At 60.4% G+C, this 15,347-nt stretch carries 15 protein-coding genes; 10 read left to right on the top strand and 5 right to left on the bottom strand.

Annotated elements, in window-relative coordinates; genetic code table 11:
• Positions 1 to 320: 320 nt before the first annotated feature.
• Positions 321 to 1,511, top strand: a complete 1,191-nt coding sequence (locus AC1Z36_RS16880) for an AI-2E family transporter (RefSeq protein ID WP_286134180.1) — start codon at positions 321 to 323, stop codon at positions 1,509 to 1,511.
• A gap of 3 nt (positions 1,512 to 1,514) precedes the next feature.
• Positions 1,515 to 2,786 (top strand): threonine ammonia-lyase, encoded by a 1,272-nt coding sequence (gene ilvA, locus AC1Z36_RS16875; protein ID WP_105657446.1) that lies wholly within the window; start codon positions 1,515 to 1,517, stop codon positions 2,784 to 2,786.
• Positions 2,787 to 2,863: 77 nt separating this feature from the next.
• Here the strand turns inward: ilvA and greA are convergent, their stop codons facing one another.
• A complete protein-coding gene (gene greA / locus AC1Z36_RS16870) occupies positions 2,864 to 3,358 on the bottom strand; it encodes a transcription elongation factor GreA (protein ID WP_105657447.1) in 495 nt (164 codons plus the stop codon).
• A gap of 289 nt (positions 3,359 to 3,647) precedes the next feature.
• Complete coding sequence (locus AC1Z36_RS16865) at positions 3,648 to 4,067, bottom strand: DUF4307 domain-containing protein (RefSeq protein ID WP_402735635.1); 420 nt, start codon at positions 4,065 to 4,067, stop codon at positions 3,648 to 3,650.
• A gap of 238 nt (positions 4,068 to 4,305) precedes the next feature.
• Between AC1Z36_RS16865 and mca the strand changes: the two genes are divergently transcribed.
• From mca to phoH2, 5 genes are all read left to right on the top strand, one after another.
• Entirely contained in the window at positions 4,306 to 5,172 is an 867-nt protein-coding gene (gene mca, locus AC1Z36_RS16860; protein WP_105657493.1) for a mycothiol conjugate amidase Mca, read from the top strand.
• Between the two features lie 43 nt (positions 5,173 to 5,215).
• A complete protein-coding gene (locus AC1Z36_RS16855) occupies positions 5,216 to 5,497 on the top strand; it encodes a hypothetical protein (RefSeq protein WP_105657449.1) in 282 nt (93 codons plus the stop codon).
• 32 nt (positions 5,498 to 5,529) lie between these two features.
• A complete protein-coding gene (locus AC1Z36_RS16850; RefSeq protein ID WP_402735634.1) occupies positions 5,530 to 7,644 on the top strand; it encodes a thioredoxin domain-containing protein in 2,115 nt (704 codons plus the stop codon).
• Between the two features lie 119 nt (positions 7,645 to 7,763).
• Positions 7,764 to 8,525 carry an isoprenyl transferase gene (locus AC1Z36_RS16845; RefSeq protein WP_402735633.1) on the top strand — a complete coding sequence of 254 codons (762 nt, stop codon included), beginning with the start codon at positions 7,764 to 7,766 and terminating at the stop codon, positions 8,523 to 8,525.
• 256 nt (positions 8,526 to 8,781) lie between these two features.
• Positions 8,782 to 10,098, top strand: a complete 1,317-nt coding sequence (phoH2, locus tag AC1Z36_RS16840; protein ID WP_105657452.1) for an RNA 5'-3' helicase PhoH2 — start codon at positions 8,782 to 8,784, stop codon at positions 10,096 to 10,098.
• Here the strand turns inward: phoH2 and AC1Z36_RS16835 are convergent.
• Positions 10,095 to 10,913 carry a hypothetical protein gene (locus tag AC1Z36_RS16835; RefSeq protein WP_105657453.1) on the bottom strand — a complete coding sequence of 273 codons (819 nt, stop codon included), beginning with the start codon at positions 10,911 to 10,913 and terminating at the stop codon, positions 10,095 to 10,097. The genes phoH2 and AC1Z36_RS16835 overlap by 4 nt on opposite strands.
• Positions 10,914 to 10,996: 83 nt before the next feature.
• Here AC1Z36_RS16835 and AC1Z36_RS16830 point away from each other — a divergent pair, with 83 nt between their 5' ends.
• The 3 genes from AC1Z36_RS16830 (at position 10,997) to AC1Z36_RS16820 (ending at position 12,608) form a co-directional block, all read left to right on the top strand.
• Positions 10,997 to 11,500, top strand: a complete 504-nt coding sequence (locus AC1Z36_RS16830) for a prepilin peptidase (protein WP_105661711.1) — start codon at positions 10,997 to 10,999, stop codon at positions 11,498 to 11,500.
• 4 nt (positions 11,501 to 11,504) lie between these two features.
• Positions 11,505 to 11,972, top strand: a complete 468-nt coding sequence (locus AC1Z36_RS16825; protein ID WP_483561481.1) for an NUDIX hydrolase — start codon at positions 11,505 to 11,507, stop codon at positions 11,970 to 11,972.
• 66 nt (positions 11,973 to 12,038) lie between these two features.
• Positions 12,039 to 12,608: a GNAT family N-acetyltransferase gene (locus tag AC1Z36_RS16820; RefSeq protein WP_105661712.1), complete on the top strand. Its 570-nt coding sequence runs from the start codon at positions 12,039 to 12,041 to the stop codon at positions 12,606 to 12,608.
• Here AC1Z36_RS16820 and AC1Z36_RS16815 read toward each other — a convergent pair.
• Both AC1Z36_RS16815 and AC1Z36_RS16810 read right to left on the bottom strand, forming a co-directional pair.
• Positions 12,605 to 13,795, bottom strand: a complete 1,191-nt coding sequence (locus tag AC1Z36_RS16815; RefSeq protein WP_402735631.1) for a dipeptidase — start codon at positions 13,793 to 13,795, stop codon at positions 12,605 to 12,607. The two genes, AC1Z36_RS16820 and AC1Z36_RS16815, sit on opposite strands and share 4 nt — an antisense overlap.
• Positions 13,796 to 13,916: 121 nt before the next feature.
• The gene (locus tag AC1Z36_RS16810) at positions 13,917 to 15,329 is read right to left on the bottom strand and encodes a class II fumarate hydratase (protein ID WP_105657458.1); all 1,413 of its coding nucleotides are present in this window, start codon (positions 15,327 to 15,329) and stop codon (positions 13,917 to 13,919) included.
• Between the last annotated feature and the right edge of the window lie 18 nt (positions 15,330 to 15,347).

The following is a 15,347-nucleotide window of genomic DNA, read 5'->3' as shown; positions in this document are numbered from 1 at the left end:
GAGCCGTGTTTTCAAGTTGGCGTGAGCAATAAGAGGCAGCCTGTGCAATCTGGTTACCCTCGGCAAGAGCAAATAAACATATTGAATTAGATTTCTAGGACCAGTGCCCATATCGGGCACTGGTCCTTGGTTTTTGTCACAATTGAGACATGGATCAAGAAGCTGTCTGGCAAACGCGATAGCGTGGTTCCATGAAGAAGAGCCGGTTGGAACGTCTACGCCGTTTTCGTGTTTCACTTCCGAGTCAGCCGGCGGAAACTCCTGCCACACCAGGGCCAGATCTGACGGATTTCAAAAGCGCCGAGGATATGCCGTATGCCATGCGCATGGCAGCAGCGTGGGCTTGGCGTTTCCTGATCATCGTCGCAGCCTTGGGCGTGCTGGTGTGGGCGCTGTCAAAAGTCTCCTTGCTGGTCATCCCGGTTTTCATCGCAGCGCTGCTAGCAGGGCTGCTCTCACCGGTTGTGAATACGATGAACTCCAAGCTTGCTGTACCTCGCGGGTTGGCCGTCGGCATTACTCTCATCGGCTTCCTTGCGCTGGTCACCGCAGGGCTATCGGTAGCAGGGCAAAAACTTTCGGCCGGTTTTACCGCCCTGTGGACCCAAGCGCTTTCGGGCATCGAGCAGGTCCAGGACTGGCTGTTCAATGGCCCGCTCAAGCTGACCAACGACGACCTGCAGAAGGTGCTGGACGATACCCTCGTCCAGCTTCGCGGCAATGCCACCAACATCCTAAGTGAAGCAATCAGCTGGACTTCCGCGATCGGGCAGATCCTGACAGGCACATTGCTGGCCGTCTTCGCCTTGATTTTCCTGCTGCTTGACGGGCGCAAGATCGGTTTGTTCCTGGTGAACCTCTTGCCGCGCCGCGCCCGCCCGGCGATGGACGGCGCCTTGACCCGGGGCTGGGCCTCGCTGGTCACCTATGTGCGAGTCCAGATGATCGTTGCGCTGATCGACGCCATCGGCATCGGATTCGGTGCATTCTTCCTGGGCGTGCCACTTGCCATGCCACTGGGCGTCCTGGTCTTCATCGGCTCCTTCATCCCGATCGTCGGTGCACTGTTTACCGGTGCCCTGGCAGTTTTGCTCGCGTTGGTAGCCAATGGCTGGGTCAACGCATTGATCATGCTGGCCGTAGTGCTGCTGGTCCAGCAGGCGGAGTCCAACATCCTGCAGCCACTGATTATGGGCAAGGCAGTGAGCCTGCACCCACTGGCAGTGGTCTTGTCAGTAGCCGGCGGCACCATGCTTGCAGGCATTCCGGGTGCGCTATTCGCCGTACCGCTGCTGGCGGTGGTCAACGCGGTCGTGAAATACCTGTCGGGCCGAACCTGGGAAACCGACCAATTCGTGATTGAGCACTACGGAAACCAAGTAGTGGCGCAGAGCCCCAAGGCGAGCGACCCAGCGAAGGCCGACCCGCCGGCTGCAGCTGCAGGACCTGCCGCCGCACCAACAGCTTCGCCGGAAACCCGGCACCCTGAGTCCACAGCAGATGAGGAATAATCCATGAGCACCGAACCTACTTTGCCGGTTACGCTGGCTGATATCGAAGCCGCCGCTGAAGTACTCAAACCGGTTATTGCCCGCACCCCGGTGGAGCATTCCCGTGTTTTGTCCCAGCATGTTGGCGCCGAAGTTTTCCTCAAATGCGAGAACATGCAGCGCGCCGGATCCTTCAAGGTCCGCGGTGCCTATGTACGCATGTCCAAGCTCAGCGACGACGAGAAGGCCCGAGGCGTGGTCGCCGCGTCGGCAGGCAACCACGCGCAGGGCGTTGCCCAGGCCGCCAGCCACCTCGGAATCAAGGCGCGCATCTACATGCCCCGGGGCGTCGCCTTGCCGAAACTGACCGCGACGCGTGATCATGGTGCAGAAGTCGTGCTTTTCGGTGACACCGTGGATGAAGCGCTGGCCGAGGCGCAGCGTTTTGCCGACGAGTCCGGGGCAGTCTTCGTGCATCCTTTCGACCACCCGGACATCATTGCCGGCCAAGGCACCATCGGCTTGGAACTGCTCGAACAGCTTCCTGAGGTGGACACCGTGCTAATGGGTGTTGGCGGCGGTGGACTGCTGGCCGGCGTCGCCATCGCGCTGAAGGCCAAGGCCCGCGAACTGGGCCGCGAGATCAAGGTGGTGGGTGTCCAGGCGGAGAACGCCGCGGCCTACCCGCCATCCCTGGCCGCTGACGCGTTGGTCCCGCTGGATAACGTGCACACCATTGCCGACGGCATCGCTGTAGGCAAGCCAGGGCAGCTGCCTTTCGCGATCATCAAGGAATTGGTTGATGACGTGGTGACGGTATCGGAAGATACGCTCGCACGAGCTCTGGTGGTGCTCCTGGAGCGCAACAAGCTCGTGGTGGAACCAGCCGGTGCGGTGGGCGTCGCGGCACTGCTGGAGAACAAGCTGGAAGCGCACGGGATCAATCCGGCAACCACCGCGGTAATCCTTTCTGGCGGCAACATCGATCCGCTGCTGATGCTCAAGGTGATCCAGCGTGGCCTGTCAGCGGCCGGCCGCTTCTTGACCATACGCATGATGCTTCCAGACCGCCCCGGCTCGCTCGCGCAGATCTCCAACATCATCGCCGAATCGGATGCGAATGTCACCCGTCTGGACCACACCCGTATCGGTGGTTCGCTGTCCATGGGCGATGTCGCGATCACCATCGACCTGGAAACCAAGGGCCATGAGCATTCCAAGACGGTGCTCAATAACCTGCGCGCCGAAGGCTTCGACCCGCAGATCACCAATACTGCCGGCGGTTCAGTCGCCTAGCGCATAAGCAGCAAAGTCCGAAGGCCGCCAACCCAGATGGGTTGGCGGCCTTCGGACTTTGCATTGCAGCCTAGTTGCTAGGACTGGTAAGGCTTTGCAGAGATGATCTCAACCTTGATGTCGCGGCCGTTTGGAGCCAAGTACGACAGCTTGTCGCCGACCTTTGCGCCGTGCACGGCAACGCCAATAGGGGACTGCTCGGAGTAGACCTCGAGGTCGGTGTCGCCGGCAACTTCGCGGGAGCCGAACAGGAAGGTGGTCTCGTCGCCAGCGATATTGGCGACAACCAGCATGCCTGGCTCAACAACACCGTCATCGGCAGGAGCATCGCCTACATCGGCGCGGCGCAGCAGATCCTTCAGGTAGAGGATGCGCGCTTCGGCCTTGCCCTGCTCTTCACGGGCGGCGTGGTAACCGCCGTTCTCCTTCAGGTCACCTTCCGAACGTGCCTGCTCGATACGGGCAACGATCTCGGCACGTCCCGGGCCTGAGAGGAAAGTCAGTTCGTCCTGGAGCCGATCGTAGGCTTCCTGAGTCAGCCAAACGACAGGTTCGTTGCTGTTGGTGCTCACGTTGTACTTCCTTTGGTCAGTTAGGACTTCGATTGGCCTTGGGACCGATAAGTGGTCCTAAAGCCGAAAGCCACCGAAACGGTGGCGTCGACGAAGTCGGATTCGGTACGGATCTGAGGGCTCACACGTTATGGGCGATGCAAGCAAAGACCCCGCCAGGCTCATGTCCTAGTACTCAGCTAGAACCATGCGCCGATGCGGGGCGAAACGTATCTTTTCAACGATAGTAGTCGCCAAAACGATTTAAGCCCAATAGATTCAGCTATTAGGGGATGAAGAAGCTGAAATATTAACCCTTGTATTCCTGCGGAACCTCGTAGCAGGACTCCACGCCAGCGGTGGTCGCCAGGTTGTCGGTGTGCAGGTCAATCTCCAGGCGTTGGGTGATGTGCCCGGTAGCTTCTCCAGGATCAAGCAAAATGGTGTCGTATCCGACGATGGCCTTGGATTCGTTCATCGCACGAATATCGCACTGCACGCGGTGCTTGGTGTTGTATTCGACTGCGACAATGGCCTTGGCCTTCGTTGCGGAAATGACCTCGAACTCGATGTCCTGCGCGCTGATGGCGCTGTAGTTGTTGAAGCCGACATAGGCGGCCCCCGCAACGCCGACTGAGAGCGCGGCAGTAATTAGCCAGTTACGCGTTTTCCTGGGAAGACTGCGTTTCTTGGGGTTGTTGTAGCGAGCCGTTAAGCTTGGATCAGACATTATTTGCCTTGCACCACTCTCTTGCCTGGCGGCATTTGAACTGGGAATGCCGTACGTTGGTTCCTTACTCAAGTTTACCGTCTTTCAGCATGGGGGAATAACCGGTGGTCGGCTGTGAGTTGTTATGGATGACGGACAGATTCGAAGCTTCGGGCCGTCCAAAACGTGGCATAAGGAAAGAAGATAAGTGGAGATTCACGACGTGAAGAAAATTGCTCCTTCGCAGGGTCTGCGGCTCATGGCTATTCACGCGCACCCGGACGACGAATCTTCAAAGGGTGCTGCAACGATGGCTGCCTATGTTGATGCTGGCGCCGAAGTGATGGTCGTTTCCTGCACCGGCGGTGAGCGCGGGGATATTCTCAACGCCGCCGCTGGCGAACTCGCCCATGCGCACCGCGACCTGGCAGGCGTCCGGCGGACCGAGATGGCCGAGGCCGCTGCAGTGCTGGGCGTCAAGCACCGCTGGCTGGGCTATGTCGACTCCGGCTTGCCGGAAGGGGATCCGCTGCCGGAGCTGCCCTTTGGCGCCTTCGCCTTGCAGCCAGTAGAAATCGCTGCTGCCGGCATCATCAAGCTGATCCGTGAATTCCGTCCCCACGTCATCACGACCTATGACGAAAACGGCGGGTACCCCCACCCGGACCACATCCACTGCCATAAGGTTTCAACCTTTGCCTTTGAGCACGCGGCTAATCCGCAGATGTACCCGGAACTGGGTGCGCCGTGGTCGGTGAGCAAGTTGTACTACGACCGTGCTTTCGCACCGGATCGTTTCCGCACCTTGCACTACGCGATGCTGGAAGCAGGTTACGAGTCCCCCTACACCGAGCGCGTTGCGCTGTGGGAAGCGGACGAGGAAAACCAGATGTTCAAGTGGGTTTCCCCACACACCACGACCACCCAGATCAACTGCGCGGATTTCTTCTCGCAGCGCGATCAGGCGTTGCTGGCCCACAGAACCCAGATCGACCCGGAAGGTTTCTTCTTCGCCGTACCGGAACACGTCTACGCGGAGCACTGGCCGTGGGAAGACTACACGCTGATTTCCTCCAAGGTAGCTACCGAGTTGCCCGAGACCGACCTGTTTGCCGGACTAAGATAGTACTAAGCGCTTTCCAGTACTAGAAAAGAGTTGTCTTTACATCGTGAATACGATCTTCGAATCCCTGGCTCTGACTTCCTCGACCCTCGGTGTCGGTACGGAGACCAGCAGCGAATACGGTCCAGGATTCCTTGGGTTCATTTTCACCGCAGCCTTGGTGGTTGCCGTGATCTTCCTGATTCGCGACATGGTCCGTCGAGTGCGCCGCGTGCGCTACACCTCGGAAGCCGAGGCAAAGCAGCAGGAAATGGTGGCCAAGGGCGAAGAGCGCAAGCTTCAGGAATCCGAAGAGCCGCACGACCCGAAGACCGACGAACAGCAGTAGGCGCTTTGTGAGCTGCGCGATAGCATGATTGCGTGGCTCAACGACTCGCTGGCTCATCCAGCCAATACCTCAGACAGCATTCGCACCAACTTGTCGACTGGTTCCCCTATGGGGACGAAGCCTTCGAACAGGCCCGGTTACGCGACGTACCGGTCATGCTTTCCATCGGCTACGCTGCCTGCCATTGGTGCCACGTGATGAGCCACGAGTCTTTCGACGATCCTGAAATCGCGGCGCTGCTGAACGAAAACTTCGTAGCTATCAAGGTGGACCGCGAAGAGCATCCGCTCGTGGACGACACCTACATGCTGGCTACCCAGGCGCTCACCGGTGCCGGTGGTTGGCCGATGACGATTTTCGCCCTTCCTGACGGGCGTACCGCGCATGCCGGCACGTACTATCCGAAGACGCCCCGTGGCGAGACCCCAAGCTTCCGCCAAGTGCTTAACGCCGTCCACGAGGCCTGGGAAACCAAGCGCGATTCGCTGGAAGAGCAGGCCCAGATGCTCGCCGCGCATTTGGCCGAACTCGGAAGCCGCCAGAGCTCGCTGTTGTCGCTGCAGTCGCAGCAACCAGCAGCGCAGGCCTTCGGCGCAGCACTTGATCGATGGGTTGCCGCCACCAAACCGGAAGGCGGCTTCACCCCGGCACCTAAGTTCCCGCCGACCTGGGCTCTGAAGACACTGTGGCGTGCAGTGGTCACCACCCCTGACCGCGCCGCCGAGGCCTTCGCCGCAGCGGCCACCCATCTCGAAGCGATGTTCCTTGGCGGCCTGCAGGATCATGTTGATGGCGGTTTCGCCCGTTACTGCGTTGATGAGAACTGGTCGGTCCCGCACTTCGAAAAGATGCTCTACGACAATGCCGGTCTGCTTTCACTGGCGGCTCGCACCAGCGTCCTGGCGGCGGAATTCGCCCGCAAGTCCGAAGGGGAGATAGCCCAGCGCGCGCAGAATCTCGCCTGGCTCGCCCAGCGCAGCGCCCAAGGCATTATCGACTTCCTCAACGAGGAACTGCTCACCGCATCTTCGGCCGCTCCAGCTTTCGCGGCTTCCCTGGATGCCGATTCATCCCGTGATGGCCAGCAGATCGAGGGCGCGTACTACACCTTTAGCCGCGAGGAAATCGCACTGGTCACCGACCCTTTGATTCAGCGGCTGCCCAAGGGGCTGTTGCGTTTCGCGCCGGTGGCCGAGGACCCGCAGAACTTCTGCTTCTCGCTGTTGAGGGTTCCTGAAACGAACGAAATCGGTGTTCTCCATGAACTGCGGGATGCAATGCGCACGCTGCGCCGCTCGCGAATTATGCCGGTCCGCGATGAGAAGGTGATCGCCGGTTGGAACGGGCTGGCCATCGAAGCCTTGTCTGAAGCCGCGCTGCTCCTGGACCAGCCGGAAGCCTTGGCGCTCGCCGAGAAGGCAGCAACCTCGGTGTGGACGATGCAGTGGGATGAAAAAGCCGGACGGCTGGCCCGCGTGAGCTTCGCCAATCGTGCTGAGCACGGCAATGAAGGCACCTTGCAGGACTATGCCGCCCTGGCCCTGGGATTCTTGGCGTTGGGCCAGGCCACCGGGCACAAGCAGTGGGCCGAGCGTGCCAGCGACTTGCTGGGACGCGCTGCCGACTTCGTAGACCCGGAAACCGGGGTGCCGCGTGACGCGGTCCAAGCCGATGCGCGCATCGCAGCCCAGCGCAGCAACATTGCTGCCGTCACGGTGCTTGATGATGCGCTGCCGGCCTCGGGTGCGCTCTACGCCAAGGCGCTGGCGATGCATGCCCTGCAGTCCATGGCGGCGGGAGACTACACCGAAGCAGATGCGGCGGACTTGGAAAGCGCCCGCGTACTTTCTGCCCACGCCCTGGCTTTGGCCAGCGACGCGCCAACACAGGTAGCGACCGCCTTGGAAGTGCAGTGCATAGTTTCCAGCCCGGTCCAGTATCTTGCGCTGTCGCAGTGGGATTCGGCAGAAGCCAAGCGCGTGCGTTCGGTGGCGTTGAGCCTCGGATTGAATGTGCGCCACGATCCGTCGCTACCTGGTGCGGCCCAGACCGTCCAGATCCAGCCTTGCCGCGAAGAGCTTTGCCAGATGCCTGTAGCCGGGGTGGACGGATTGTTCTCGCTGTTCGCTTCCGGAAAGGGTGCCTGAGCCCGGGAGAATGTGTCCATCGTGGACGCGGTGAAGCGGGCAGATACCCATGCTGGGCGATAAATAGCGGTAGATTTAGAACCTAGAGTTTTTGGAATCTATCGAAAGGCAGGGACAAGGTGCAGCTTCCGAACCTTGCGTACCGTTACTACGAACGGCGCTTGGCGAAGTCCCTCCCTGCCGACAAGCTTCCGCACCATATTGGCGTGATGGTCGATGGCAACCGCCGGTGGGCCAAGCTGGCCGGCACCCCGACCATGGCAGGCCACCAGGCCGGTGCGGACAAGATCCTGGAGTTCCTCGATTGGTGCGAGGACCTGGACATCCAGATGGTTACCTTGTACATGCTCTCCACCGACAACCTCAATCGAGAAGCCAGCGAGCTGCGCGACCTCTTGGAAGTTATCGGCACGACCCTGGACCGTCTGGGAGAGACCAACCGGGTCAAGGTCCAGCAGGTGGGAGCCAAGGACTTGCTGCCTGAAGACCTGGCGCAGAAGCTTGCCGCGCTGGAAACCGTTACCGCCAACCGCACCGGTGTTCATGTGAATGTGGCCATCGGCTACGGCGGACGCCGTGAAATCCTTGATGCTTTCAAGTCGCTGCTTTGCAAGGCCGCCGAGGATGGACGCACGATCGAGGAACTTGCCGCCGGACTGTCCACTGAAGACATCGAATCGGCACTGTACACCAAGGGCCAGCCAGACCCGGATTTGGTGATCCGCACCAGCGGGGAACAGCGTCTCTCCGGCTTCTTGACCTGGCAAAGCGCGTACTCGGAGTTCTACTTCTGCGAGGCGTTGTGGCCGGATTTCCGCCGCGTGGATTTCTTGCGTGCGTTGCGCGACTTCGCTGATCGCCAGCGCCGCTTCGGCACCTGAGCCCCGAATGGTGCACCCGGCTCAGCTGTTCAGCTAATCGTTACCTGAACGTAGTCCCCAGGTAGCGCTTCAAGGTCTATGGTGATCATAAGGCCGGGGCAACAAGACCCAGCTGATCGAAGGGTTCCTCACTAGATGACCAAATGCAGCGCCAGCCGGAGCAATTGCCGGAATCGCCTTGGACATCCGGTGTCGGGATTCCCCACTTACGCGTGGGGAGAGTCCCCACGCCGGATTCGAGAATGGGTGCGCTGCCATGACACGAACAGCCGAACAGGGTGTACGAACCTACGTCATTGATACTTCGGTCTTGCTTTCTGACCCGAAAGCCATGTTCCACTTCGATGAGCACCATGTCGTGATCCCGCTGACTGTCGTCACCGAGCTGGAACATAAGCGCAAGGATCCTGATCTGGGCTTCTTTGCACGCCATGCCTTGCGTGTGCTTGATGAGCTGATTGCCAGCCATGGGGGATTAGCCCAAGCGGTGCCCGTGTCCAAAACTGGTGGAACACTGCGCATTGAACTGAACAACATCGCCCCGGAAGTCCTGCCGGTAGGCATGCGCTCAGGCGATAACGATTCACGCATCCTGGCTGTCGCCAAGCACCTGCTGGATGCTGGCCTCGACGTTGCGCTGGTTACCAAGGACCTGCCGATGCGCATCAAGGCCTCTGCCATGGGCATCCATGCCGAGGTGTACCGCAATGAGCTGATCGCCTCGACCGGGTGGACCGGCATACAGCAGCTGGAACTGGGCGAAGAGACCATGGCCAAGCTCTACGAACATGAACAGCTTCTGAACCACCCTGCGGTCGCCGATGAACCGATCAACACCGGGTTCGTCATCACATCCCCGCGCGGAAGCGCCCTGGGCCGCAAGGTTGATGCGAACACCTTGAAATTGGTGCGTGGCGACCAGCAGGCCTTCGGATTGCATGGACGCAGTGCAGAGCAGCGCATCGCCTTGGACCTGCTGATGGATCCATCCGTGGGCATCGTCTCCCTGGGCGGCAACGCCGGAACCGGTAAATCGGCGTTGGCCCTGTGCGCCGGAATGGAAGCAGTGCTTGAACGCAGGGAACACCGCAAGATCACCGTGTTCCGTCCGCTCTATGCCGTTGGCGGCCAGGAACTAGGCTACCTGCCGGGCTCCGAGGGCGAAAAGATGGGACCTTGGGCCCAGGCGGTCTTCGATACCCTCGGCTCGATCGTGTCGAAGAATGCCATTGATGAAGTGGTCGAACGCGGGATGCTTGAAGTCCTGCCGCTGACCCACATCCGCGGGCGTTCGCTGCATGATTCCTTCGTCATTGTTGATGAAGCCCAGTCGCTGGAACGCAATGTTCTGCTCACGGTGCTATCGCGCATCGGGCAGAATTCCAAGGTGGTGCTCACCCATGACGTGGCACAGCGCGATAACTTGCATGTAGGCCGCTACGACGGCGTCGCCGCGGTCGTGGAACAGCTCAAGGGACATGCCCTCTTCGGGCATGTGACCCTGACCCGTTCCGAGCGCTCTGCTATCGCCGCGCTAGTCACCAACCTGCTTGATTCGCCCACCTTGTCCTAGGATTGGCGCTCGCTGCGCAGCTCCCACGGAATCGGCGCCCGCACGTCGGTAAGCGTGGGAGCTGGGGCGGTGAACAAGGAATCGATGTAGTACTCGTTCTGGGCCAGGACCTGAAGCGACAGCTCCGGGGCTGCAGGCATCCCGGCGTGGGCGGAGAGCACCCGGCGGTTCAGGCAGACGCCTGTTGCCAGATCCAGTACCACGAGGGTTCGTGTCCCGGCGGGAACGAGAGGACAGCTGGCCAGTGCGGGCTGGTAGTTGTGTCCCGCAGTGAGAACGGCGGCTAGAGCAGGCCGGTTGCCATGGGTGATCTCTGCGAGCTCGTGAATGTAGGTGGGGTGGTCGAAAGCGAGATCATGGGCGGCAGGCTCGGTGCCGGCAAGTTCCACCGGATCGAGCATTGGTTCCCAATGCTCCAAGGGCAGCAACCCATTGAAGCCAGAAATTTGTGGACGGCGCAAGATCAGGTGGTCTGAGGTATAAACCGGGGAGGTCAGCGAGGCCGGCAGCTTCCATGAGGAATTGGTGGCTGCGACGTAGCCTCGGCTCCGGTCTGCGGTGAACTTCTCCTTTTGGTACACCAGTTGCCCCTCGGCCGAGCGCACGGCTATGGCTTCTCGCTGGCGGAGGATGGCGGTCAGCTGGCCTTCCAGGCCTTCGTCCGGTTTGGCGTAATGCTCCGGGACCTGGACCTGGAACTGCAAGGAGGTGCTCAGCCATGGGGCGGACCGGGCCAAGGCACGGAAACGACGACGGGCCGCCGACTCAGGGGCGGATTGCCCGGGGAAAAGAACTGGAACTGCTGGAACGTCCATACTCCAATTGTAGAAGCGGCTGAATTATTCACAAGAGGAAGACCCCTCTGCCGAAGATCCAATGAGGTGCCTATGCTCTATGCATGTCAGAAATTTGGAACGTGGCACAGGAAAGCCCGACCACCGCAGCGCTGGTTCTCCTCCAGCTAGCCTGCTTTCTTGGTTTCGGGTTCCTCCTGTCCAAGGAAGACATGGCGAGGCATCGTTTGCCCAACCGGCTACTGGCCTACTGGTTGGCGGCCAGCATCGTGGTGATCGCGCCGCTGGGGATCTTCCGTTCTGATGGGCATGGGCTGCTGATGAGCCTTTTGGGGTTGCTGCTGCTTGGCGGAGGCTATCTGCTCCTCGCGCTGATTTCCGCTGGGGCAATGGGCATGGGCGATGTGAAGCTGGCCGGCGTGCTGGGGATGAATCTCGGATACTATTCCTTGCCCAGTTTGTTCTTCGCGACCTTGCTTGCCTTCCTGCTGGCCACCGGCTGGGTTATCGGGGGCGTGGCGGTGCGGAAATTGACGCTGAAATCAGCGGTCCCTTTCGGTCCCTTCATGCTCATTGGGTCTTTAGCAGTGCTGCTTATGGCACGATGAAATCATGGCAACTCCAGAATTCGTAACCCATCTTCGAGAACGCATCGGTCATGAACTGCTATGGCTCTCCGGGGTGAAAATAGTTGTCCTCCACGACAGCCGGGTGCTGTTGGTGCGACGTGCTGACAATGGCAAATGGACCCTGCCGGCAGGAATTATTGATCCAGGCGAAGAGCCTTCGCATACAGCACACCGCGAAGTGCTGGAAGAAACCGGCGTCGAATGCGAAATCACGGACGTGTTGGGGGTCGGGGTGACAGCTCCCACGGTGTATCCCAATGGGGATCACGCGCAGTACCTGGATGTAGTTTTCAAGGCTCGGCACCTTTCCGGCACGGCGAAGGTCAACGATGACGAGAATTTGGAAGTGGGGTACTTCGAACTGGCTGACCGGCCAGAACTCCCGCCGCTGCACGAACGGGCGCTGCAATGGGCACTGGACCCTCGGCCCGGTGGCTATTTCGCCAGTTGACGTTTTCTGCCTTCAAATCCGCTGTGGCATGCGTGAATGCCGCCGGCATGAGCTTAGACTTGCTCCATGACCGGGATTGGACTGATTGAACCTTCTGCCGCACTGCATGCTTCCTTCATGCGGAGCACAACCGAATGGGCGGGGGCGGAGCAGGACGGGGCCTCGGTCTTCTACGCTGCCAAATACGGTTGGGATCTGCGCAACGCAGAAGACTTCGCGCAGTGGGTCCAGCTGCTCAAGGATCTGGAAAAGCCGCACTTCACGCCACCGGATGGCTTCGTTGCGCAAAGCACCCTGTGGCTAGCGCACGACGATGAGTACTTGGGCGCGGTCAGCTTGCGTCACGAGCTGGGCAATGATTTCCTTCGCGAAGTCGGCGGGCACATCGGCTACGGTATACGCCCGGGCGCCCGTGGCAATCGCCTGGCCAGAACCGCGCTCGCCGGATCCCTGGAACAAGCCCGCAGCCTTGGCCTGCCGCGGGTCCTGCTTACCTGCAACGACTCCAATACTGCTTCGGCGCGAACCATCGAAGCTTGCGGCGGAGTCCTCGAACGCGTCACTCCGGTTGCCGAAATCGGGCCCCGCTTCGGCTCCACTGAGGACCTGCGACGCTATTGGATTGAACTGAGCTAGTTCGCTGGAAGCACCTCGCGGAATACGCGCAACGTATTTCCGCCCATGATGGCCGCGATTTCCGTATCCGAATAGCCGCGATTCATCAGTTCCTGGGTGATGACAGCAATCTGGCTGGCATCCCATGCGACGGTAGTTGCTCCGTCGAAGTCGCTGCCCAAACCGACGTGTTCGATTCCTGCGACCTTGATGACGTGCTCCATCGCGTCCACCACCGAATCCACATCCAGGGTGCAGACCGCAGCGTCCCAGTAGCCAATTCCGATAACGCCGCCGGTCTCGGCTATGGCCTGGATCTGATCGTCAGTGAGGTTCCGGTTCACATCGCAGGTGGCTTGGACACCGCCGTGGCTGAATACCACGGGTTCAGTAGCCAGGGAGAGGACTTCATTGAAAGCCGCGTCGCTGGAATGCGCCAGGTCGACGATGACCCCCAGCTCTTCCATGCGCTTGAGTGCAGCACGGCCAAGGTCGGTGAGCCCTGATTTCTCGACCCCGTGTTTGGAGCCGGCCACCGAGTTGTCGAAGAAGTGCGTGAACCCGGCCATGCGCATGCCATCGTTGAACAGGACATCCACGTTCCTGACGTCGCCCTCAAGATTATGCAGGCCCTCTACCGAGAAGAGGCCTCCGGTGACCTGCTGGCCGCTCTTGCGGTCCTTGAACAGTTGGTCGAGCTCGGCGGTGGTGGTGATGGTGCGCAGGGTGCCTTGCGAGTCGGCGGCGTCGTCGCGCAGCTTCTTGGCCTGGTAGCGCGAACGCTCCAGGAGCGAGAACCAGGTCTGAGGCGGTTGCAGCTGGACAATGCCCAGCAGCGTGATGTTATCCGATTCGGCGCTATTGGAGTCGTAATTCTGGCCGACGGGCGACTTGGAAACCGAGGAGAAGACCTGCAGGGCGACATTGCCTTCTTCCATGCGCGGCAGGTCGACATGGCCGCGGTCCGAGCGCTTGAGCAGCGAACGGTCCCACATCAAGGTGTCGGCATGCATGTCGGCAATCTGCAAGCGCGAATGCAGTTCCGAGGCGTCGTCGCCGACCGCTGGCAGACCCGCGGCCTCGATCTTATTGCGGGTGTTTTCCACGATGCCGGGAGCAAAAGCGAAGAATGCGGCCAAGAGGACTACCAGCGTGCCGGAAATCCAGAGGCCAAGACGTTTAAAAGAGCGAGATGTGGTGCGGGTCATAGGTGGAGGCTAGCAGATGTTACCGGTAAGTAGGAGTCTGTTTTTCCGGGTTAAAGTACGCTACCGCGACCCGATGGCGAGCATCGAACCGCGGTAGCAGCAGGGGTGGAGCAGCAGGGAATTAGTGCTTGCCCACCATGGTGGAAACATCCAGAAGCTGATCGAGCTGTTCCTCGGTGACTTCACCGCGTTCAACGAAGCCCAAAGCGATGGTTGCTTCGCGTACGGTCAGCCCCTCGGCAACAGCCTTCTTGGCGATCTTGGCTGCGTTTTCATAGCCGATCAGCTTATTCAGCGGGGTGACAATCGATGGGGAAGCCTCGGCCAGGAAGCGCGCGCGTTCCACATTGGCCTTGATGCCGTCGATCATCTTTTCGGCCATCACCGTTGAGGTGCTGGACAGCAGGCGAATGGATTCGAGCAGGTTGGAGGCCATGACCGGGATGCCCACGTTCAGCTCGAAGGCGCCGTTGGTTCCGGCCCAAGCGATGGCCGTGTCGTTGCCGATGACCTGGGCTGCTACCTGGATGGTTGCCTCCGAAATGACCGGGTTGACCTTGCCGGGCATGATGGAGGATCCTGGCTGCAGATCAGGGATCGCAATTTCTCCCAAGCCGGTGTTGGGGCCGGAGCCCATCCACCGCAGGTCATTGGCGATCTTGATCAGCGAGATAGCGATGGTGCGCAAAGCTGCGGAGGCCTCGACCAGTCCGTCGCGGTTGGCCTGTGCTTCGAAATGGTTGCGCGCCTCGGTGATGGGCAGGCCGGTGTCTTCGCGCAGGAACTCGATGACCTGCTGCGGGAAGCCGTCTGGGGTGTTGATGCCGGTGCCTACCGCGGTGCCGCCCAGGGGAACTTCGGCAACGCGTGGCAGGGCCGCTTCGATGCGTTCAATGCCGTAGCGTACCTGTGCTGCGTAGCCGCCAAATTCCTGGCCAAGGGTGACTGGGGTGGCATCCATCAGGTGGGTGCGGCCGGATTTGACCACATCCTTGAACTCGGCGGACTTCGCCTCCAGCGAGGAAGCCAAGGTTCCGAGGGCCGGGACCAGGTCATTGAGCAGAGCTCCGGTGGCGGCAACATGCACGGACGTCGGGAAGACGTCGTTGGAAGATTGCGAGGCGTTCACGTGGTCGTTCGGGTGGACCTCGGTGCCGCTGTCCCGGGCCTTCAAGGCACGGGTGGCCAATTCGGCGAGAACTTCGTTGGTGTTCATATTCGAGCTGGTTCCGGAACCGGTCTGGAATACGTCGATGGGGAAGTGCTCGTCGTACTGCCCGGTAGCGACCTGATCGGCTGCGGCCACAATGGCCTCAGCGCGTTCTTCGTCGAGAACGCCGAGCGCCAGGTTGGCTCGTGCGGCGGCCTTCTTGACCTGGGCCAGGGCCTTGATATGCGAGGATTCCAAGGTCTTGCCCGAGATCGGGAAATTATCGACGGCACGCTGGGTTTGCGCGCGGTACAGGGCCTGAGCCGGAACTCGGACTTCGCCCATGGTGTCATGTTCGATACGGAAATCGTCACTGTTAGTCATGAGCCCAGAGTACGCCCG

Source organism: Glutamicibacter sp. BS14, assembly GCF_056934375.1.
This window is presented reverse-complemented; position numbering and strand designations above follow the sequence as displayed.